General features: G+C 63.5%; 20 protein-coding genes. 3 read left to right on the plus strand and 17 right to left on the minus strand.

Annotated elements, in window-relative coordinates; all coding sequences use genetic code 11:
• Nucleotides 1–3 precede the first annotated feature (3 nt).
• From MUB52_RS13530 to MUB52_RS13545, 4 genes are all read right to left on the minus strand, one after another.
• A complete protein-coding gene (locus MUB52_RS13530; RefSeq protein ID WP_263844757.1) occupies nt 4–1,086 on the minus strand; it encodes an ABC transporter ATP-binding protein in 1,083 nt (360 codons plus the stop codon).
• 42 nt (nt 1,087–1,128) lie between these two features.
• Nucleotides 1,129–2,487 (minus strand): SLC5/6 family protein, encoded by a 1,359-nt coding sequence (locus MUB52_RS13535; protein ID WP_263844758.1) that lies wholly within the window; start codon nt 2,485–2,487, stop codon nt 1,129–1,131.
• Between the two features lie 92 nt (nt 2,488–2,579).
• Entirely contained in the window at nt 2,580–3,698 is a 1,119-nt protein-coding gene (locus MUB52_RS13540; RefSeq protein ID WP_263844759.1) for a DNA alkylation repair protein, read from the minus strand.
• Between the two features lie 3 nt (nt 3,699–3,701).
• Nucleotides 3,702–4,481, minus strand: coding sequence for an SDR family oxidoreductase (locus MUB52_RS13545; protein WP_263844760.1), 780 nt, complete (start codon nt 4,479–4,481; stop codon nt 3,702–3,704).
• 192 nt (nt 4,482–4,673) lie between these two features.
• On the opposite strand from MUB52_RS13545, the gene MUB52_RS13550 reads away from it, so the two are divergent.
• From MUB52_RS13550 to MUB52_RS13560, 3 genes are all read left to right on the plus strand, one after another.
• A complete protein-coding gene (locus tag MUB52_RS13550; RefSeq protein WP_263844761.1) occupies nt 4,674–5,621 on the plus strand; it encodes a Hint domain-containing protein in 948 nt (315 codons plus the stop codon).
• Between the two features lie 87 nt (nt 5,622–5,708).
• Nucleotides 5,709–7,316, plus strand: a complete 1,608-nt coding sequence (locus MUB52_RS13555) for a peptide chain release factor 3 (protein ID WP_263844762.1) — start codon at nt 5,709–5,711, stop codon at nt 7,314–7,316.
• Nucleotides 7,317–7,535: 219 nt separating this feature from the next.
• Nucleotides 7,536–8,963, plus strand: coding sequence for a DEAD/DEAH box helicase (locus MUB52_RS13560; RefSeq protein WP_263844763.1), 1,428 nt, complete (start codon nt 7,536–7,538; stop codon nt 8,961–8,963).
• Nucleotides 8,964–9,061: 98 nt separating this feature from the next.
• Here the strand turns inward: MUB52_RS13560 and MUB52_RS13565 are convergent, their stop codons facing one another.
• From MUB52_RS13565 to MUB52_RS13625, 13 genes are all read right to left on the minus strand, one after another.
• Nucleotides 9,062–10,729, minus strand: coding sequence for a ribonuclease J (locus MUB52_RS13565; protein WP_263844764.1), 1,668 nt, complete (start codon nt 10,727–10,729; stop codon nt 9,062–9,064).
• Nucleotides 10,730–10,734: 5 nt separating this feature from the next.
• The gene (locus tag MUB52_RS13570; RefSeq protein ID WP_263844765.1) at nt 10,735–11,508 is read right to left on the minus strand and encodes a type III pantothenate kinase; all 774 of its coding nucleotides are present in this window, start codon (nt 11,506–11,508) and stop codon (nt 10,735–10,737) included.
• 12 nt (nt 11,509–11,520) lie between these two features.
• Entirely contained in the window at nt 11,521–12,267 is a 747-nt protein-coding gene (locus tag MUB52_RS13575) for a biotin--[acetyl-CoA-carboxylase] ligase (protein WP_263844766.1), read from the minus strand.
• 64 nt (nt 12,268–12,331) lie between these two features.
• Nucleotides 12,332–13,774 (minus strand): NADH-quinone oxidoreductase subunit NuoN, encoded by a 1,443-nt coding sequence (nuoN, locus tag MUB52_RS13580; RefSeq protein WP_263844767.1) that lies wholly within the window; start codon nt 13,772–13,774, stop codon nt 12,332–12,334.
• A gap of 11 nt (nt 13,775–13,785) precedes the next feature.
• Nucleotides 13,786–15,327 carry an NADH-quinone oxidoreductase subunit M gene (locus MUB52_RS13585; protein WP_263844768.1) on the minus strand — a complete coding sequence of 514 codons (1,542 nt, stop codon included), beginning with the start codon at nt 15,325–15,327 and terminating at the stop codon, nt 13,786–13,788.
• Nucleotides 15,327–17,399: an NADH-quinone oxidoreductase subunit L gene (nuoL, locus tag MUB52_RS13590; RefSeq protein ID WP_263844769.1), complete on the minus strand. Its 2,073-nt coding sequence runs from the start codon at nt 17,397–17,399 to the stop codon at nt 15,327–15,329. Before nuoL ends, MUB52_RS13585 begins: the two co-directional genes overlap by 1 nt.
• Nucleotides 17,400–17,405: 6 nt before the next feature.
• Nucleotides 17,406–17,711: an NADH-quinone oxidoreductase subunit NuoK gene (gene nuoK / locus MUB52_RS13595; protein WP_011569388.1), complete on the minus strand. Its 306-nt coding sequence runs from the start codon at nt 17,709–17,711 to the stop codon at nt 17,406–17,408.
• A gap of 46 nt (nt 17,712–17,757) precedes the next feature.
• Nucleotides 17,758–18,390, minus strand: coding sequence for a hypothetical protein (locus tag MUB52_RS13600; RefSeq protein WP_263844770.1), 633 nt, complete (start codon nt 18,388–18,390; stop codon nt 17,758–17,760).
• Between the two features lie 99 nt (nt 18,391–18,489).
• Complete coding sequence (locus MUB52_RS13605) at nt 18,490–19,092, minus strand: NADH-quinone oxidoreductase subunit J (protein WP_263844771.1); 603 nt, start codon at nt 19,090–19,092, stop codon at nt 18,490–18,492.
• Nucleotides 19,089–19,508: a carboxymuconolactone decarboxylase family protein gene (locus MUB52_RS13610; protein WP_263844772.1), complete on the minus strand. Its 420-nt coding sequence runs from the start codon at nt 19,506–19,508 to the stop codon at nt 19,089–19,091. Before MUB52_RS13610 ends, MUB52_RS13605 begins: the two co-directional genes overlap by 4 nt.
• Nucleotides 19,505–19,888 (minus strand): carboxymuconolactone decarboxylase family protein, encoded by a 384-nt coding sequence (locus MUB52_RS13615; RefSeq protein ID WP_263844773.1) that lies wholly within the window; start codon nt 19,886–19,888, stop codon nt 19,505–19,507. The genes MUB52_RS13610 and MUB52_RS13615 overlap by 4 nt, the downstream gene beginning before the upstream one ends.
• Nucleotides 19,885–20,379, minus strand: coding sequence for an NADH-quinone oxidoreductase subunit NuoI (gene nuoI / locus MUB52_RS13620; protein ID WP_263844774.1), 495 nt, complete (start codon nt 20,377–20,379; stop codon nt 19,885–19,887). Before nuoI ends, MUB52_RS13615 begins: the two co-directional genes overlap by 4 nt.
• A complete protein-coding gene (locus MUB52_RS13625; protein ID WP_263844775.1) occupies nt 20,376–20,783 on the minus strand; it encodes a hypothetical protein in 408 nt (135 codons plus the stop codon). Before MUB52_RS13625 ends, nuoI begins: the two co-directional genes overlap by 4 nt.

Genomic DNA, 20,783 nt, shown 5'->3' on the forward strand with positions numbered 1-20,783 from the left:
CCCTCAGGCTTGAAAAACAAAACACCTGTCCCGCCGGATCGTCAGCCACATGACCGTGCCCGGTTTCGGCAGAAACACATTCGGCACCGTCGCCCGCAGGACGGCACCGCCGTAATCCATGGCGAACTCCACGAGGCTTTCGTTGCCCATGAAGCGCGCCCGCTGCACCACGCCGCGCGCCGCTGTGCCGTCCGTGGCCGTGGGCTTGGGGCCGACGCCGTTGCGGTCGAAGTCGATGCGCACATGCTGCGGACGAAAGACGATATCCACATCTGTCCCATCGGGCACTCCTGGCGCCAGGAACTGCCCGAACGGCGTCTCGGCCAGCGCCCCCTGCACGCGCGCCTTCAGCACGTTGGTATCCGAGAAGAACGCCACCGCCGCGCGGTCCACAGGCCGGGTATAGACGTTATAGGGCGCGCCGTGCTGCACGATCCGCCCGTCGCGCATGAGCGCGATCTCATCGGCCATGCGCATCGCCTCTTCTGGCTCATGCGTGACCAGCAGCACGGCGGTGTTCTCCTCCTTGAGGATGTTCAGCGTCTCGTCCCGAATGCCGTCGCGCAGCCGGTTGTCGAGGCCGGAAAAAGGCTCGTCCATCAGCATGATCTTCGGCCGCGGCGCGAGGGCACGCGCCAGGGCGACGCGCTGCTGCTCGCCCCCCGAAAGCTGGTGCGGATAGCCGTCGATGAACCGCATGAGATCCACCCGGGCCAGCAGTTCCTCAACCCGCGCGCGCTTCTCGGCCTTCGGGGCCCTCTTGAGGCCAAAGGCCACATTGTCGGCGACGCTCAGATGCGGGAAGAGCGCAAAGTCCTGAAACATCAGCCCGATCTCGCGCCGCTCGGGCGGCAGCCGGAAGACCGTGTCGCAGACGAGATGCCCGTCCACATAGATCTCGCCGCTGTCCTGCATCTCCACGCCCGCGATCATGCGCAGCGTGGTGGATTTCCCGCATCCCGACGGGCCGAGCAGGCAGGTGACCTGCCCGGGCTGGATCGCAAAGCTCACATCATCGACGACCGCGCGCCCGTCAAAGGCGCGGCGCAGGTTTCTGATTTCAAGCCGGGGGGGAGGCGTGGTCACGTGTCGGCCCAAATCCGATCAAATTCATCGGATAAGGGGCTATCAGCCCTTCCGCGCCCCTGCAAGCACTGCCGCGAAGCCGACGCCCAGAACCACGACGCAGATCGCCAGCAGCTGTTCGTATTTGTGCCCCTCGGGCAGCAGCGCGGCTATGGTCGGCCAGCTGCGCGCGAAGTAAGCGAACGCGCCGAGCATCGCAGCACCGTAAGCCAGCAGATAAGACCAGAGCGGCACGTGGCGCCCGCGGATCAGTCCAATCAGCAGCACCGGCGCAAGGAACATCGAGGCCGTCCCGCTGACAGCGACCGCATCGAAGAGGGTCGCATTGCCCCACAGTGTCAGTGCCGCCCCCAGCACCATCACAGCCACCATGACTCCGCGCCCGCCGGCCAAGCTGCGCGCGGCAAGGCCCAGCTCCTCGACCCCCAGACGGGCGGATGAGGCGAGGGCGGAGTCCAATGTGCTGAGCGCGGAGACCAGCAGCGATACAACCAGCAGCACGAAGACCCAGGGCGGAAACATGCCCGCCCAGGTCCCGATGAGTTCGCCTTCGTAGTCAGCTCCGATCAGGCCCGCGTGGATGCCGAAAAACCCAAAGGCGATGATGCAGAGTGTCGAAATCCAGAACGCGTGAAGGAACGAGCGGCGTGTGGTCGCCTCATCCGCGAGGAACCCGCGATCCATCATGACAGGGTCGTGGGCGGGATAGGAGAAGACCTGCAGCGCCGCGACGGCCAGCAGAATCCAGCCGTTGTGGCTGCCGGACACACCCGAGGCCGTCAGCACCGCGCCGAGAGAGAATCCGGGCGAAAGCACCAGTGCACCGAAAGCCAGCATGAGGACCACGAGAAACAGTGTCATCTGCACCACATCGGTGCGCAAAGCCGCACTCAAGCCGCCCCAGGCCGAGTAGGCGAGCCCCAGGACCGACACGATGAGGATGGCCAGCGTGCCGCTGCCTCCCGCCAGCGCATCGAAGATAAGCCCGACCACCAGAAGGTTGGCGAACACCTCCGAGAGCAACCGCAAGCCGATCACCAGATTGTAGGTCCCCTGCCCGGCGGGCCCGAAGCGCGCGCCGAGCCAATCCTGCATCGAACCTGCCCCGTTGCGGCGCAGGTGCGCCACGATCAGTCCGCCGGTCAGGAAAGAGCCGTAATAGGCTGCATAGGCCAGCGTGCCGGCGATCCCGTAGTAGTAGCCGAGGATGGCGGAATTCATCAGCGAGCGGGCGAAAATCCAGGTGGTGACCTGGCTCAGCACCAGCATCCACAGCCCTGGCGCACGGCCCTCCGCGCTCAGCCCGCCGAAGAAGCCGTCAACCGTGGCGCGGCGGGGTGCGGCGAGCAGGCTCACCACCACGACGGCCGCGAAAAGAAGTATCAGAACAGTGGTTTGCATGGATCTCGCCCTTTGGTCCTGTGCTGGACGCAAGGGCTATCGGAGCCGTGGGCCAAGCGCCACCGGCCTGTCGGGAATGTGATGCACCGCGATCAGATCAGCTCGAACCCGGCCTCTGCCCGGTCAACACCATTCACCTGCACCGTGACCCGATGGGCCCCGGGATAAAGCCGGAAGGTGGTCGCATCGCCTTTGAGCTTGTGCACCTTCCGGGCCGCGAACGGTTTGGTGGCCGTGGCCGTTCCCTGCTTGAGCTTGAAGACCTTCTCACCCGCCTTGCCGTCCGGGCGGGCGAAGGTGATGCGATAGTCCACAAGGACGGGCAGCGCCTGGTCGCTGGTGACCGTGCAGCTGAAGACCAACGCCTCGCCGATCGCGACCTCCGCGGTCTCGATGTTCAGCGCGACGGTCACGGGCACCTCCGCATCGAAGCCGAGCGCGGTCATGGCGCCCTTGTGCCCCTGCTTGATCAGCGTGCGCAGCGCGTGGCGCGTGATCCAGTCGAGCTCCTTGGGGGCCTGGCTGCCCTGCGCCTGCCAGGCGGCGAGCTGCGCGAGCACCAGATCGTCATGGGTCTTTGACAGATCATTGAGGTGATTGGCGACCGAGCGGGTGACAAAGCGCGTCGGATCGTCGTGCAGCCGGTCCAGCAGCGGCAACGTCTGATCCGGGGTCAGCACCACCGCCTTGGCCCAGGGCAGCTTGGGCCGCGTGCCCTCGCTGACCAGCCGCCGCACATGGTAATTGCCGTCTTCGGCCCAGAGCGTCAGGTCAGCCAGGGTTTCTTCGGTCCAGCGGTTCAGAAAGGGCCGAATGTAGAACTCCATCGAGAAGCGCTGCGTTGCCTCGTAAAGCAACGCCATCGCCCGGACCCGGTGGTCTTCCAGCCCGTGGCGCACGGCGAGGATACCCGGCACCGCATGGATGAACTGGCCAAAGTCGTCATCCCGCAATGTCGGGTCGAGCCGTGCGGGCATTGCCGCCTCAAGCTGATCCGCCATGGTGGGGAAATCCGTGGCCAGTTGCGCCTCGGCGCAATCGGCCAGCCACTCCATCCGCGCCATGAGCTCGCGCTCGGGAAAGCCTGCGAGGGCCTCCTGCTCGAAGCGCGCCGCATCGAACCCCGGAACGCCCGCGGCAAACTCGCCGGCAAGCTGTGCGACGGTTCGTGCATTGAAGAGATCGTCCTTTAACGAAAACCGCTCCGCCATCGCTCAGATCGTGGCATTCGTGGCGCCGCCATCGCAGAGGATGTTCTGTCCGACGATGAAGCCTGCATGTTGCGAGCAGAGAAACGCGCAGGTCGCGCCGAATTCCTCGGATGTGCCATAGCGCCCTGCGGGGATCGTCGCCGCGCGACGCGCACGCGCCTCTTCCATGCTGATGCCCTCGCGCTCAGCCACCGGACCGTCGAGCGCCTGGGCGCGGTCGGTGGCGTGAATGCCCGGCAGGAGGTTGTTGATGATCACACCTGACCCCGCCACCTGCCGGCTGGTACCCGCCACATAGCCGGTGAGCCCGGTGCGTGCGGCGTTGCTGAGACCCAGCTGCGGGATCGGCGCCTTCACCGACTGGGAGGTGATATTGACGACCCGCCCCCAACTGCGCTCCATCATGCCGGGGACCAGCGCCTTGATCATGGCAATGGGTGCCAGCATGTTCGCATCGAGCGCCTTGATGAAATCCTCGCGGTCCCAATCGTGCCACATGCCCGGCGGCGGACCACCGGCGTTGTTCACCAGGATGTCCGCGTCGCCCGCCGTTGCGAGCACCGCCGCGCGACCCTCTTCTGTGGTGATGTCGGCGGGCACCGTCTCGACCGAGACGCCATGGGCCGTACGGATCGCCTCGGCCGTGCTGTCGAGCGCCTCGGCGCCCCGGGCATTGAGCACAAGATCGCAGCCCGCAGCGGCCAGCGCCTCGGCACAGCCCCGCCCAAGACCTTTTGACGACGCACAAACGACCGCGCGTTTACCTTTAATCCCCAAATCCATGGCATCCTCCTGATATGATTCACGCATGCGTAGCATCGCCGTCCCGGACAAGACCAGCCAAAGACCGCCAAAGTTGACCGGACCGGGACGCAATTCTAGGTTTACCGGTCAAGATATCTCTTTCGAAAGCCCGCCAACCCCGTGTCAGACCCCGCATCCCACCAATTGATCGCCGCGCTTCGGGCGTCGGACATGATCGTTGTTTCGGGCGCGAACGAGGGAGACGCCCTGAGCTTTGCCGCCGACCTCAGCATGGACGACATCTACGAGCTGACAGAAGGCACGGCCTGCAGCAAGCTGGCGCTGCACTGCGATGCAACCGGTGCGTTTCTCATCGCGCCCGACACCGAGCTTGGCCCGCCCGGCGCGTCGGTTCATGTGGATAGCCTGCTGACGTTCATGGCGCAGAACGCTCCTGTGACCGAGGTGCTGATCCTTGTGCAGACCGATGCGCAGGGCCATGCCGAGGATGTCTTTGCCCTGCCTCTCGCGCCGCTGGCGCCGAAGACCGAGTACCAGCTCGTCGGGATTGACCGCACCGAGGCTGTGCACAAGCTTGCGCAGATCGCCAGTGTGTCCTTCACCCGCAGCACGCAAATCACCCTCGGCTCGGGTCGTCAGATGCCCATCGAAGACCTGCATCCCGGCGACGAGGTTCTGACGCGGGACGATGGCGTGCAGCCGATCCGCTGGATCGGTCAGAGCACCCTGCGGGCGGTCGGGGAATTCGCCCCGATCCGGATTACGGCGGGCACGCTCAACAACACGCGGGACCTGGTCGTCAGCCCGGACCACAGGCTGCTGATCTATCAACGCACGGACCGCCTCGGCGCAGGCCGTCCGGAGGTGCTGGTCAAGGCGCGCCATCTGGTGAACGGCACGACAGTGACAGTCGATCAGGGTGGCTTTGTCGATTATTTTCAGCTGCTCTTCGACACCCATCAGATCATCTATGCAGAGGGCATTGCAGCCGAATCGATGCTGCTGGACGGGCGGACCGCGGCCCTGCTGCCGCCCGACCTGCGGACCGCGGACGGTGAGCCGCATCACCGCAGCGACATGACGCGGCTCGAGGTGCAGGAAGAGGTGCTGAAGCGCGCCGATGCCGCCGAGATTCTGCGCCGCGCCTCGCTGCGCTGACGCGCGGGTGGCCTGAAAGCCCACCCCACCTGCCTGCCTCACCCACAGCGCTTGCCGCCGCACGCGCGCGTCGCTATACGCTCGCACATGTTGGACAGCCCCAGAAATCGCCCCGATCTGCCGCCGGAAATCGCACGCCGCCGCACCTTTGCGATCATCAGCCACCCGGATGCGGGCAAGACCACCCTGACCGAGAAGTTCCTGCTCTTCGGCGGGGCGATACAGATGGCCGGACAGGTCCGCGCCAAGGGTGAGGCGCGGCGCACGCGATCGGACTTCATGGCGATGGAGAAGGACCGCGGCATCTCTGTCTCCGCCTCCGCCATGTCCTTCGATTTCAAGGAGTATCGCTTCAACCTAGTCGATACGCCCGGCCACTCGGATTTCTCCGAAGACACCTATCGCACGCTCACGGCTGTCGATGCGGCCGTCATGGTGATCGACGGGGCGAAGGGGGTCGAGAGCCAGACGCAGAAGCTCTTCGAGGTCTGCCGGATGCGCGACCTGCCGATCCTGACCTTCTGCAACAAGATGGACCGCGAAAGCCGCGACGTGTTCGAGATCATCGACGAGATCCAGGAGAACCTCGCCATCGATGTCACCCCGGCGAGCTGGCCCATCGGCATGGGCCGCGACTTCCTGGGCTGCTACGACATCCTGCGCGACCGGCTGGAACTGATGGATCGCGCCGACCGCAACCGTGTCGCTGAAAGCATCGAGATAGCGGGGCTCGACGATCCGAAACTGGCCGAGCACGTGCCTGCCGCCCTTCTGGAGAAGCTGCGCGAGGAGTTGGAGATGGCCCGCGAGTTGCTGCCGCCGCTCGACGTGGCCGCGATGCACGAAGGCTCGCTGACGCCGATCTGGTTCGGCTCGGCCATCAACTCCTTCGGGGTCAAGGAACTGATGGAGGGTATCGCCGCCTACGGACCGCAACCCCAGATCCAGACCGCCGAGCCGCGCCAGATCCTGCCCGAAGAGAGCAAGGTCGCAGGCTTCGTCTTCAAGGTGCAGGCCAATATGGACCCAAAGCACCGCGACCGGGTGGCCTTTGTCCGCCTCGCCTCGGGGCATTTCGAACGCGGCATGAAACTGACCCACGTGCGCTCCAAAAAGCCGATGGCGATCACCAACCCGGTGATGTTCCTCGCCTCCGACCGGGAGTTGGCCGAGGAGGCCTGGGCGGGCGACATCATCGGCATCCCGAACCACGGGCAGCTGCGCATCGGCGATACGCTGACCGAGGGCGAGGCGATCCGGGTGACCGGCATCCCCTCCTTCGCACCAGAGCTTCTGCAGGGCGTACGCGCGGGTGACCCGATGAAGGCAAAGCACCTGGAGAAGGCGCTGATGCAGTTCGCCGAGGAAGGCGCCGCCAAGGTTTTCAAACCGGCCATTGGCTCCGGCTTCGTCGTTGGCGTCGTGGGCCAGCTGCAATTCGAAGTGCTGGCCAGCCGGATCGAGCTGGAATACGGGCTGCCGGTGCGCTTTGAAGCCTCGCAATTCACCTCCGCCCGCTGGGTCAGCGGCCCAAAGCCGGCCGTCGATGCCTTTACCGAGGCCAACAAGCAGCACATCTCGCATGACCACGATGGCGACATCGTCTACCTGACACGCCTGCAATGGGACATCGATCGGGTGGGTCGCGACTATCCCGACGTCACGCTCAGCGCGACCAAGGAAATGATGATCTAGTGCAGACACAGCGGCGGCGCCACAAAACCGCGCAATTGGGCGCTTTCGCAGCCTTATTTTTTCAAGGATTCACCAATAGATAGTATGGTGATTTGACGCTGCGCACACATGTTGCTATGCAGGCCCGCATGTCGCGGCTCAGCGCCGCCAGTTTGGGCCATACGGGCCGACATGAACGCTGCTGCGGGCCAAGACAGTGTCCGCCAAAATCGGACACATATGACCAAATTCTCTGATCTGAATCTGAATCCAAAAGTTCTGAAAGCCATTGCCGAGGCGGGCTACGAAACGCCTACACCGATCCAGGCCGGAGCGATCCCGCCTGCACTCGAGGGCAAGGATGTGCTCGGCATCGCGCAGACCGGCACGGGCAAGACCGCGAGCTTCACGCTGCCCATGATTACCCTGCTGGCCCGTGGCCGCGCCCGGGCGCGCATGCCTCGCAGCCTCGTGCTCTGCCCCACGCGGGAGTTGGCGGCCCAGGTGGCCGAGAACTTCGACACCTATACAAAGCATCTGAAGCTGACCAAGGCGCTGCTCATCGGAGGCGTCTCGTTCAAGGAGCAGGACAAGCTGATCGACAAGGGTGTTGACGTGCTGATCGCCACGCCGGGTCGCCTGCTCGATCACTTCGAGCGCGGTAAGCTGCTGCTGACCGGCGTTCAGATCATGGTGGTGGACGAGGCCGACCGGATGCTCGATATGGGCTTCATCCCGGATATCGAGCGCATCTTCAGCCTCACACCGTTCACGCGGCAGACGCTGTTCTTCTCCGCCACCATGGCGCCCGAGATCGAGCGGATCACCAACACCTTCCTCTCGGCGCCCGAACGCATCGAAGTGGCACGGCAGGCCACCACGGGCGAGAACATCGAACAAGGGGTGGTGATGTTCAAAGGCTCACGCAGGGATCGCGAGCCTTCGGAGAAACGCAAGCTTCTGCGCGCGATCATCGACGCGGAGGGCGAGGCCTGTACCAACGCGATTGTCTTCTGCAACCGCAAGGTCGATGTGGATATCGTCGCGAAATCGCTCAAGAAATACGGCTATGATGCCGCGCCGATCCACGGCGATCTCGATCAGTCGCAACGCACCCGCACCCTGGACGGGTTCCGCGACGGCACCTTGCGCTTTCTCGTGGCCTCCGATGTTGCCGCGCGCGGCCTCGATGTGCCTTCGGTCAGCCATGTGTTCAACTTCGACGTGCCCAGCCACGCGGAGGACTACGTGCACCGGATCGGCCGGACAGGTCGCGCCGGACGAGACGGCAAGGCCGTGATGATCTGCATCCCGCGCGACGAGAAAAACCTGGCCGATATCGAAAGCCTTGTCCAGCGCGAGATACCGCGGCTCGACAACCCGCTGAAGAGCGGCAGCCCCGCCGAAGAGACAAAACCCGAAGGCGAGGCCAAGCCCAAACGCGGGCGCCGCAAGAAGGATGCGGATACACCGCAGACCACCGAGCGCCCGGCGGCCGAAACCCCGGGCAAAACCAACGACGGCCCGAAACGCAGCCGCGGGCGGCGCGGCTCCGGCGGAGGTGGTGCCGGCGAAAAGTCGGACAAGGGTGGCAACAAGGTCGTGGGTCTTGGGGATCACACGCCCGAATTCATCGGCCTCAGCTTCAAGGAACGCAGCGCCGGATAGGACCCGAAGACGGGCTGACCATCTGGCGGTACCCCCGCTTCTTCTGGCCAAAAATATCCTCCCCGAAGGGCCGGGCTGCCACCAGCGCCGCGCCCGCCTCAGCTCAGCCGGCTGACCACAACCGTGACTTCAGGCTTGCGCCCGATCTCATCGAGCGCGGTCTGCCGCACCGTGCGCTTCAACCCCTCGTGCAGCTTGTCGTCGTCACGCAGGGTCTTCGCCCCCGCCCGCGCCAACCATTGCCCGAGATCGGCCTCCAGCACATCGGCCAATGATGCGCGGCTGCTGCCCGTCTCCGGCAGCCCCATCAACTCGCACCAGGGCTCGCCCAGCGGTTCATCTTCGTCATCAAGGATCACGGTGACCACCACATGGCCGTTCAGCGCCATGCGGATTCGGTCCCGCACCACCCCGTCGAGCGCACCGATCTGCACCGTCCCGTCGAGATAGGTGCGGCCCGTCTCGATGTATTCCGCAATCGTCGGCTGGTTGCCGGACAGATCCACCATCATCCCGTTCACCGCCAGCACCCCGGTCATGCCGTTGCGCTCGGCCAGCTTCACATGCTCGCGCAGATGCCGGTGCTCGCCGTGCATGGGGATCACCACCTGCGGCTTCACGATCCCGGTCAGACGCTCCAGATCGGGGCGGTTCGCATGGCCCGAGACGTGATAGAGTCCGGTGCTGTCATCCACCACATCCACACCCTGTTCGGAGAAGGCGTTGATGATGCGGATCACACCTTTTTCGTTGCCGGGGATGGTCTTGGAGGAAAAGAGGAAGAGATCGCCCTCCTTCATCTCGACCCCCTGATACTTGCCGCGCGACAGCTGCGCCGAAGCCGCCCGCCGCTCGCCCTGGCTGCCAGTGACCAGCAGCATCAGGTTCTCGCGCGGGATATCCTTGGCGTCCTCCGGCTGCACGATCCGGGGGAAATCGGATAGCACACCGCTCTCCACCGCGGCCTCGACCATCCGCTTCATCGCCCGCCCCATCAGCACGATGGAACGGCCCGCTCGCTCGCCCGCCTCGGCCAGCGTCTTCACCCGTGCCACGTTCGAGGCAAAGGTTGTCGCCACCACCATGCCCTTGGCCTGCTCCACCAGCTTGGTGATTTCAGGACCGACGCTCGCCTCCGAGCGCCCCGCATGCTGCGAAAACACATTGGTGCTGTCGCAAATCAACGCCTTCACGCCCGGTTTGCTCACCTCCGCCCAGAGCTCCGCATCGAAGGGCTCGCCCACCAGCGGCGTCTCATCCAGCTTGAAATCGCCCGAGTGAATGACCCGCCCATCGGGGCTGTCGATCACCATCGCCGAGCTTTCCGGGATCGAATGGGAAATCGGCAGAAACCCCACCGAGAACGGCCCTGCCGTCAGCTGCTGCGGCCAAGGCGAGACCACCTGCACCGCATCCTCCGGATGGCCCTGCTCTTCCATCTTGCGCTGCGCGATGTTGGCCGTGAAAGGCCGCGCGTAGATCGGCGCGCGCAGCTGATCGTAGGTATGGGCCACGGCCCCGATGTGGTCCTCGTGGGCATGGGTGATGAACACCGCCTCGATCCGGTCGCGCCGCTCCACCAGCCACGAGATATCCGGCAGGATCAGGTCGACACCGGGGCTTGTCTCCATATCCGGAAAGGCCACACCCAGGTCGACGACGATCAACCGCTCCTTGCCAGGTCGGCCGTAGCCGTAGACATAACAGTTCATACCAATTTCACCCGCGCCCCCCAGCGCGAGGTAAATCAATCTCTCATTGCTCATATGTGTTAAGCGGCGTCCTTGTTAAACTCGTGGATCACGGTCAGCCCGTGAATGGTCAGATCATCCTCGAAGGCATCAAAGAGCGCTTCGGACTGCTGGAACAGCGGGGCCAGCCCCCCCGTGGAAATCACCCGCATCTCGCGGGACCGTTCAGCCTTGATGCGGGCACATATCTCACGCACGAGCCCGATGTAACCCCAGAAGACGCCCGACTGCATGCAGGCGACCGTATTGGTGCCCACCACGGCCTGCGGCTTGGAGATATCCACATGCGGCAGGGCCGCCGCCGCCTGATGCAGCGCCTCGAGGCTCAGGTTCACGCCCGGCGCGATCACCCCACCCACATAGGCCCCGTCGCTGGCGACCACGTCAAAGGTGGTCGCTGTGCCAAAGTCCACCACGATCAGGTCGCCGCCATAAAGGTTGTGCCCGGCCACGGTGTTCACCAGCCGGTCAGGGCCCACCTGCGTGCCTTCATCCACCCGCACATCCACCGGCAACAGGCAGTCGGATTTGCCCACCACCAAGGGCCGCGTGTTGAAGTACCGGTCCGCCAGGACCCGCAGGTTGAACACCACGCGCGGGACTGTGGAGGAGATGATCATATCGGTGATCGTCACATCGATGTTCTGCAGCCGCATCAGCGTGCTCAGCCAGACATAATACTGATCCGCCGTGCGCTGCCATTCGGTGGAGGTGCGCCACTGGGCGACGAACTGATCCCCGTCCCAGATCGCGAAGACGGTGTTGGTGTTGCCGCAATCAATCGCCAGAAGCATCGGCCGATCCTCTCAGAAAAACACATCCGCCGCGGCGATGGTGCGCGCACCCTCGGGCGTGCGCAAGACAAGGCTACCATCCGCATCCACATCCTCAAAGGTGCCCGCAACCTCGTCGCGCCCCGTGCGCGCCACGATCCTCTCACCCAGACGCGCCGCCAGAGCCATCCAGGCCGTGCGAATGGGCGCAAATCCATGGGTGGTGAACTGCTGCTCAAGAGGGGCATAGGCGCTGGCCAGCGCATCGAGGAAGGCCTCGGGCGCCACGGTCAGACCCGTCTCACCGCGCAGAGACACCGGCCGCACTGCCCCGGCCTCAACATCATTCGCCCCTGGTGCTGCCTTGAGATTGACGCCGACCCCAATCGCCAGCGGTCCCATCGCACCGCCCTGCCCCGATCCTTCCAGAAGGATGCCGGCCACCTTGCCGCCGCGCAACAGCACATCGTTCGGCCATTTCAACGCGAAGAGATCCGCACGCCCGCAAACCTCCACGAATGCACGGTGCAGCGCCAATGCCATCACGAAAGACCGCAGGGCCGCTACGCCCGGCGGCTCCTTTGGCTGCAGCAGCAAGCTCGCCGCGAAATTCCCCTCAGGCATCGCCCAGGCCCGCCCCCGGCGGCCCCGCGCCGCCGTCTGCCGATGGGCGAGCACCCAGAACGGCACAGGCTCTGTCCCGGCCCGCTGCTGCGCCTCGTCCAAAGTCGATTCCGCCTCGTGCAGGATCACCCGCCCATATCCGTCGGGCCAGGGCATCACGGGTTCTTCTGGCCGGAAATATCCCCCCCGGAGGGTCGCTCCGCCATGCGCTGCACCGGGATCAGTTGACGAGCATGGCCGCAGCCGCAGCGGCCGCCGCCTCGACGCCAAACATATTCGCGATACCCAGCACCATGATCGCCGCCGAGGCCATCAGCAGACCTGACAGAAGCGGTGCACCGCCCCCGTCGACACCCTCTTCCGCCTCGTCGCCGAAATACATGTAGAAGACGATTCGCAGATAATAGTAGGCCCCGATGACCGAGGCGATCACCCCCGCGACGGCGAGCCAGGCGAGCCCGGCTTCATAGGCCGCCCGCAGCACGTAGAACTTGGCGAAGAAGCCTAGCATCGGCGGCACCCCGGCGAGGCTGAAGAGCAGCACCAGCATCGCCAGCGCCTTGCCGGGCTCGCGCTTGGCATACATGTTGAGCGCGCCGATATCCGTGACCGGCTGGCCATCCTTCTCCATCATCAGGATGAAGGCGAAGGTGCCGACATTCATGGTCACATAGATGGCCATGTAGATCAGCATCGCCTGCACACCCAAGACCGTGCCCCCTGCCAGGCCCATCAGCGCATAGCCCATATGGGCGATCGAGGAGAACGCCATCAGCCGCTTGATATTGGTTTGCCCGATCGCCGCCACGGCACCCAGAAACATCGACAACACCGACAGAAGGGCCACGATCTGGCTCCAGTCGCTCACCGCATTGCCAAAGGCATCATGCAGGACGCGCGCAAAGAGCGCCATGGCGGCCACTTTCGGTGCAGTCGCAAAGAATGCCGTGACGGGGGTCGGCGAGCCTTCATAGACATCCGGTGTCCACATGTGGAAGGGCACGGCCGAGACCTTGAAGGCCATCCCCGCCATCAGGAACACCAACCCGAAGAGCAGCCCCAGCGACACCTCCCCCGCCTGTGCCGTCTCGATAATGCCAGAGAACAGCGTGGTGCCCGCATAGCCATAGACCAGCGAGGCGCCATAGAGCAGCAGGCCTGACGAGAGCGCGCCGAGCACAAAGTACTTCAGCCCCGCCTCGGTCGATTTCACGGAATCGCGGCGCAGCGAGGCCACCACGTAGAGTGCCAGAGATTGCAGCTCCAACCCCATGTAGAGCGCCATCAGGTCCGCGGCCGAGACCATCACCATCATTCCGACGGCACTCAGTGCGACGAGCAGCGGGTATTCGAAGCGCAAGAGCCCGCGCGCCTTCATGTAGCCTTCCGACATCACCAGTACGACGGCGGCGGCCAGCAGAATCGTGACCTTGGCAAAGCGCGCAAAGCCGTCGATCATCAGCATCCCGTTGAAGGCGCTCTTGGCGCCCTCGCCGGTCGTGCCGATCCAGGCGGCCATGGCGATCATGACGCCCGCGGTCATCCACACCAGCGTGGAGGCGAGCCCGTCCTTGGTGGTGTAGACCGCCACCAGCAACATCAGCATCGCATAGCAGGCGAGCAGGATTTCCGGCAACACAAGGGTCAGATCAGCGGCAGTCATCGCATCGTCCTCTAGTTCGACGCCAGCTGCGTCGCGGTCTCTGCCGCGGCCAGCGCCGTCTCGTAATTCTCAACCAGATTGGCCACCGCGGGCCCGGTGATATCCAGCACCAGCGCCGGGTAGACACCCAGCAGAAGCGTCATCGCCACCAGCGGCGCAAAGATCCAGCGCTCGCGCGGGCTCATATCGGTGATCGAGCGCAGGCTCTCCTTGATCAGGTCGCCCATGACCACCCGGCGGTAAAGCCAGAGCGCATAGGCCGCCGAGAAAATCACGCCCGTGGTCGCCACCGCCGCCACCCAGGTGTTGACCTGGAAGGTCGCCATCAGCGTCAGGAATTCGCCAACAAACCCGGAGGTGCCCGGCAGCCCCACATTGGCCATGGTGAAGAGCATGAAAATGAGCGCGTAAGCGGGCATCCGGTTCACCAGCCCGCCGTAAGCGTCGATCTCCCGCGTGTGCATCCGGTCGTAGATCACGCCCACGCAGAGGAAGAGCGCGCCGGAGATGAACCCGTGGCTGATCATCTGGAAGATCGCGCCATCAACCCCCTGCTGGTTCGCCGCAAAGATCCCCATCGTCACAAAGCCCATATGCGCGACCGAGGAATAGGCGATCAGCTTCTTCATGTCCTCCTGCACCAGCGCCACCAGCGAGGTGTAGACAATCGCAATGGCGCTCATCCACAAGATCAGCGGCGTCAGCACCTCCGCCCCCACCGGGAACATCGGGATCGAAAACCGCAGGAAGCCGTAGCCGCCCATCTTCAACAGGATCGCGGCCAGCACAACCGAGCCAGCCGTCGGCGCCTGCACATGCGCGTCGGGCAACCACGTGTGCACCGGCCACATGGGCATTTTCACGGCGAAACTTGCAAAGAAAGCGAGGAACAGAAGCGTCTGCAAGCCGCCTACGATGGTCACGCCCGCAATTGAGAAGGTCTCGAAATCGAACTGGTGCCGCAGCAGCTGTTCAATATCCGTGGTGCCCGCTTCAGCGAACATGCCGACCATCGCCACCAGCATCAGCACCGAGCCGAGGAAGGTGTAGAGGAAGAACTTGAAGCTCGCATAGATGCGGTTCGCGCCGCCCCAGATGCCGATGATCAGGAACATCGGGATGAGGCCGGCCTCAAAGAAGAGGTAAAAGAGCACCAGATCCAGCGCCATGAAGACGCCCAGCATCAGGGTCTCCAGCATCAGGAAGGCGATCATGTACTCCTTCACGCGCACCGTCACATTCCATGAGGCGGCGATCACCAGGGGCATCATGAAGGTGGTCAGCATCACGAAGAGCACCGAGATGCCATCGACGCCCATCTTGTACTGCAGGCCCAAAAGCCAGGGCGCCTCTTCCACGAACTGGAAGCCGGTATCGTTCGGGTCGAACTCGGCCAGGATGAATAGCGAGACGAGGAAGGTCATCGTCGTCGCGGCCATCGCCAGCCACTTGGCATTGCGGTTGGCCGCCTCATCGTCGCCGCGCAGGAAGATCAGCAGGATCAGCGCCGCAACCGCCGGGATGAAGGTCACAATGGAAAGCAGGTTATCCATCAATTGGCTCCCCCGGAGAGCGACATCCACGTGACCAGCACCGCGATGCCGATCACCATGGCAAAGGCGTAGGTGAAGATATACCCGGACTGCGCACGGCCCGCGAGGCGGGTGAAGAAGGGGATGATGCCCATGGCGACACCGTTGAGGCTGCCGTCAATCACATCGCCGTCGCCCCGCCGCCAGAAGAAACGGCCGATGGCCTTCGCCGGGCCCACGAAGATCGCGTCGTAAAGCTCATCGAAGTACCATTTGTTCTTGAGGAAGAGGTAGAGAGGCCGCTGGTTCTCGGCCAGACGCTTCGGCAACTCCGGGTTCACGAGGTAGAACCAGATCGCCACGACGAGCCCCAGCACCATCGCGACGAAGGGCGAGAGCTTCACCCAGGTGGGCACGTAGTGCGCCTCGTGCAGCACGGTGTTCTCGGGCGCGATGTAAATGCCAGCGCCGCCGGGTCGATCTTCCATCACATAGTGAAGCTCGGAGGCTTTGGGACTGCGCTCCGCGACCGCGGCCTTGATCTCGTCGCTTGGCTCTTCGTAGTGGCCGCCGAAGAAGGTGATCACCTCGTTCTGCTTGCCGAAGAAGCTCGAATACCAGATCGCCCCGGCGAAGATCGAACCGAGCGCCAGAACGCCCAAGGGCAAGATCATGGTCATTGGGCTTTCATGCGCGTGCTCATGCGTGTGCTTGTCGCCCCTCGGCTCCCCCCAGAAGGTCAGGAACATCAGCCGCCAGGAATAGAAGGAGGTAAACAGCGCTGCGATCACCAGCGCCCAGAAGGCAAAGCCACCGGGGCCCGCCGCATAGGCGCTCTCGATCACCGCATCCTTCGAGGCAAACCCGGCAAACCCGATCCACCCGGTGAGCGGAATGCCCACCCCGGTGATCGCCAGCGTGCCGATCAGCATGGCCCAGAAGGTGTAGGGCAGCTTCTTGCGCAGCCCGCCGTAGTTCATCATGTCCTGCTCATGGTGCATCCCGTGGATGACCGAGCCCGCGCCGAGAAACAACATCGCCTTGAAGAACGCATGGGTGAAAAGGTGGAACATCGCCACCGAATAGGCACCCACGCCTGCGGCCACGAACATATAGCCCAGCTGCGAGCAGGTCGAATAGGCGATCACGCGTTTGATGTCGGTCTGCACCAGCCCCACGGTCGCCGCAAAAAAGGCCGTGGCCGCGCCGAGCACCGTCACGAAGGCCATCGCCTCGGGCGCGAATTCCATCACCGGCGACATGCGGCACACCAGGAAAACGCCCGCCGTCACCATGGTCGCAGCGTGGATAAGTGCCGAGACCGGCGTCGGCCCCTCCATCGCGTCCGGCAACCAGGTGTGCAGCAGAAGCTGCGCCGATTTGCCCATTGCCCCGATGAAGAGCAGGAAGGCCACGAGATTGGCCGCGTTCCATTCGCCCCAGAGGAAGGTGAGCTGCGTCTCCGCCAGATCGGGGGCGGCGGCAAAGATATCGTCGAAATTGATGCTGTCGGTCAGGAAGAACAGCGCGAAGATCCCCAGCGCAAAGCCGAAATCGCCCACGCGGTTGACCACGAAAGCCTTGATCGCGGCGGCATTGGCGGAAGGTTTGCGATAATAGAAGCCGATCAGCAGATAGGAGGCGACGCCGACGCCCTCCCAGCCGAAAAACATCTGCACCAGATTGTCCGCGGTGACCAGCATCAGCATCGCGAAGGTGAAGAAGCTCAGGTAGGCAAAGAAGCGCGGCTTATAGACCTCGCCTTCCCGCCACTGCGGATCGTGATCCATGTAGCCAAAGGAATAGAGGTGCACGAGGCTGGAAACCGTGGTGATCACGATCAGCATGATCGCCGTCAGCCGGTCGAGCCTTATGGCCCAATCCGTGCTGAGCGTGCCACTCTCGATAAACCGCAAGATCTGGATCTGCTCGGTGGTGCCGTCGAAGGTCAGGAACACGACCCAAGACAGGACCGCTGAGACAAAGAGCAGCGAGGTGGAAATCCACAGCGCCGCCGTCTCGCCAAAGATGCGCCAGCCGAAACCGCAGAGCAGCGCGCCAACCAGCGGGGCAAAGAGGATGATGGTTTCCATGATGTCTTAGCCCTTCATCACGTTGACGTCTTCCACGGCGATGGTGCCGCGGTTGCGGAAGAAACAGACCAGGATCGCGAGCCCGATCGCCGCCTCCGCTGCGGCCACGGTCAGCACGAAGAGCGTGAAGACCTGACCAACCAGATCGTCGAGGAAGCTGGAGAAGGCCACCAGATTGATGTTCACCGCCAACAGCATCAGTTCGATGCTCATCAGCAGGATGATGATGTTCTTGCGGTTCAGGAAGAGGCCAAAGATGCCGATGACAAAGAGCGTCGCCGCCACTGTAAGGTAGTGTTCAAGTCCGATCATGTCGCCCCTCCGGGATGCATCCCGCTTGTCTTCCTGATGCCGGGCTTCAGCCCAGCACAAATTCCGTCTTATCGCCGCGCGTCTCCGGGTAGAAGGCCGCGCAGGCGCATGTTTCGCCGTGGCGTGTCTCAATGCGCACATCGCGTGTGAACGCCTTTAGCTCTTCCGCCATCCGCTCCAGCGTCGCAAAAACCCGCGCGCCGGATTCATGCGTTGCAATGACCTTCAGCGCGTCCTCGACCCGATTGAAGGGGAAGCGCGCGTTCATGTTCTCTTCGGCCGCCCGAAAGGTCAGCGCCGCTCCGGGCCCGCAATCCATCACCGTGATGTCAGTGGCCGAGCCTTCCTGAGACCACCAGTCGCGCCACATCACGCGGCCCTCGCCGAGGTCAATATGATCCGCCTCGCCGCCATGGCTGATATGCGTGACGCGGGTGCAGTCCTCGACTGAGAGGGCGTGAAGAGGTGTTGAGACAAGAAGCGCAAAGCCCAAAGCCAACGCCCGGTGGGAACCGCCGGGCAGCGCCCGACCGCCTCCGTCAAACCTGTGGTTTGCCTTTGGCAAAACGGCGGACGCTTCGCGCGACGCCCGCGGTCGGCCGCTGCCCTCGTTTCCAAGCACACCCGGGGGTTTGGTCGAAATCAGCGCTCCCCATGGCGTATTGATAGCTTGCCCCATCGTGTCGTCCTTGCCGGCTTCAGCGCCGGTTGAAATATCCAAAGGCCGCGAGCACCGCGACCGCCATGGCCACCAGAATAGCAATCTGATCACCGTCCATCAGAGGCCCTGCCCCGGTTTCACGTCCTTCAGCTCCATCGCGACAGCCGGGTCGCGCATCATCTGTGCGACCACATCCTGCCGCTTCACATCCGAGCGGTGGCGCAGTGTCAGCACAATGGCCCCGATCATCGCCACCAGCAGGATCAGCCCCGCCAGTTGGAACAGCAGGAAGTACTGATCATAGAGGATCATCCCCAAGGCCTCGGTGTTGTGCCGGTCCACCGGTGTGACCTGCGCGCGGAAGCCTTCAGCCGCGACATTGGCCTCCCAGGACCCAAAGGCTATGACAAACTGCATCAGGATCACCACCCCGATCAGCAGCGCCAGCGGCATGTATTTCGCCATCTCGGCCTTGAGCTCGGCGAAATCCACGTCGAGCATCATCACCACGAAAAGGAACAATACCGCCACCGCGCCCACGTAGACGATGATCAGCAGCATCGCCACGAACTCCGCGCCCAGCAGCACAAAGAGCCCGGCAGAGCTGAGAAACGCGAGGATCAGCCAGAGCACCGAATGCACCGGGTTGCGGCTGATCACGGTGAAGAGCCCGCCGGCGATCACGCTGATCGCGAAGAGATAAAAGGCAAAAACCGTCATTCCTCGTCCTTTCCTTCGTCCAGCACCTGCTGCGCCAGTTCCAGCGCGCGGGTCATCGCAGGCAAACCCGCGAACATCGACATCTGGCCGATGGTCTCGACGATGTGCTGTTCGGTGGCGCCGGCCTCCAGCGCGTGGCGCACCGCCTGCCGGAACGCGATGTCGTTCTGCGCGCCCTGCATGGTCAGCCCCGCCAAGGTCAACAGCATCCGTGTGCGCGCATCGAGCGCGCCTTCGTTCAGCGCATTGCCGAACATCATTTCCATCAGGTCCTTGGGCATGGTGCCCATCATCTTCTCGAAGCCCTTGGGCGTGAAAGCCTCCATCGCCGGGAAGGCCTTGGCCATCTCCTGCGCCTGCGTGAACATTGCCGCGAAGGGATTGGCCCCTTCGAAGGGGTTTTTCGGCTCGCTCATGCGGCCTCCTCCTCGAAGACCTCGAGCGCGGAATTGAGCGCGTTGATCATCGCCGGGAAGCCACCGTAGAGCGCCATCTGGTTGATTACCTCCGCCACCTCGCGCTGGGTCGCGCCTGCGCGCAGGGCGTTTCGGATGTGCACCTTCAACTGCGGCCCGGTCTGACCGCCAAGCGCCGCAAGTGCTGCCACGGTCGCGAGATACCGCGTACGATCGTCTAGCCCTTCGCGTGTGTAGTAGTGCCCGAAGGCCACTTCCATCATGGTGGTCGAAAAGCCCGGCAGGATCGCATCATAGCGCTCTGCCAGCGTCGCCTCGATCCCCGGGTTGGTCGCCTCCGCCATCGCCTTGCCGCGTTGATATGCGTCAGAGTTGGTCATCGGTAGGGCGCATCCAGCTCCAGATTGCGGGCGATCTCGGCCTCCCAGCGCTCGCCATTGGCGAGCAGCTTCTCCTTGTCGTAGTAGAGCTCCTCGCGGGTCTCGGTGGAAAATTCGAAGTTCGGCCCTTCGACAATCGCATCCACCGGGCAGGCTTCCTGGCAGAAGCCGCAGTAGATGCATTTGGTCATGTCGATGTCATACCGCGTGGTCCGGCGCGAGCCATCGTCGCGCGCCTCTGCATCAATTGTGATCGCCTGCGCGGGGCAGATCGCTTCGCAAAGCTTGCAGGCAATGCAGCGTTCCTCGCCGTTCGGATACCGCCGCAGCGCGTGTTCGCCCCGGAACCGCGGGGAAAGCGGCCCCTTCTCATGCGGGTAGTTCACGGTTGCCTTGGGGGCAAAAAAGTACTTCAGCCCCAGTTTCATGCCGACCCAGAAATCCTGCAGCAGGAAATACTTGGCGGCACGGGTGTAGTCGATCTGTGTCATTGAGCAGCCTCCGCTGTTTGCCTCAGTGAGCTTCGGTCTTTGTCAATTGTCTTGTAAAAGTCGCTGAAAAACTCAATCGCTATCGGTGTGTCAGGCTCATACCCAAGCCCTTCCGTGCAGGTCAGCCAATCATCAACCAGTATGAATCGAGTTGCGGTTGTGGAGCTTACTGGTCGGTCTCGGTCCAGATTGTATTTAACCTTAACCATTTCGTCGATGTACTTGTAGATGGCCATGGCGTGTTCTTTGCCTGCATGGGTCTTTGCATCCATGTACATTTCCTGCGCACCCGCCGCCTGCCAGTCGGGCAACGCGTCAAGCCACCGCGTAAATTCAGCTTCGCAGTCCGCGACAGCGCCAGAGCCTTGCATCGCAAAAGAGAAACCGAGGATCGCAGCAGTCAC

Origin of the sequence: Roseobacter sinensis (assembly GCF_025755255.1) — a bacterium.
In the GTDB taxonomy this organism is placed as follows: Bacteria; Pseudomonadota; Alphaproteobacteria; order Rhodobacterales; family Rhodobacteraceae; genus Roseobacter; species Roseobacter sinensis.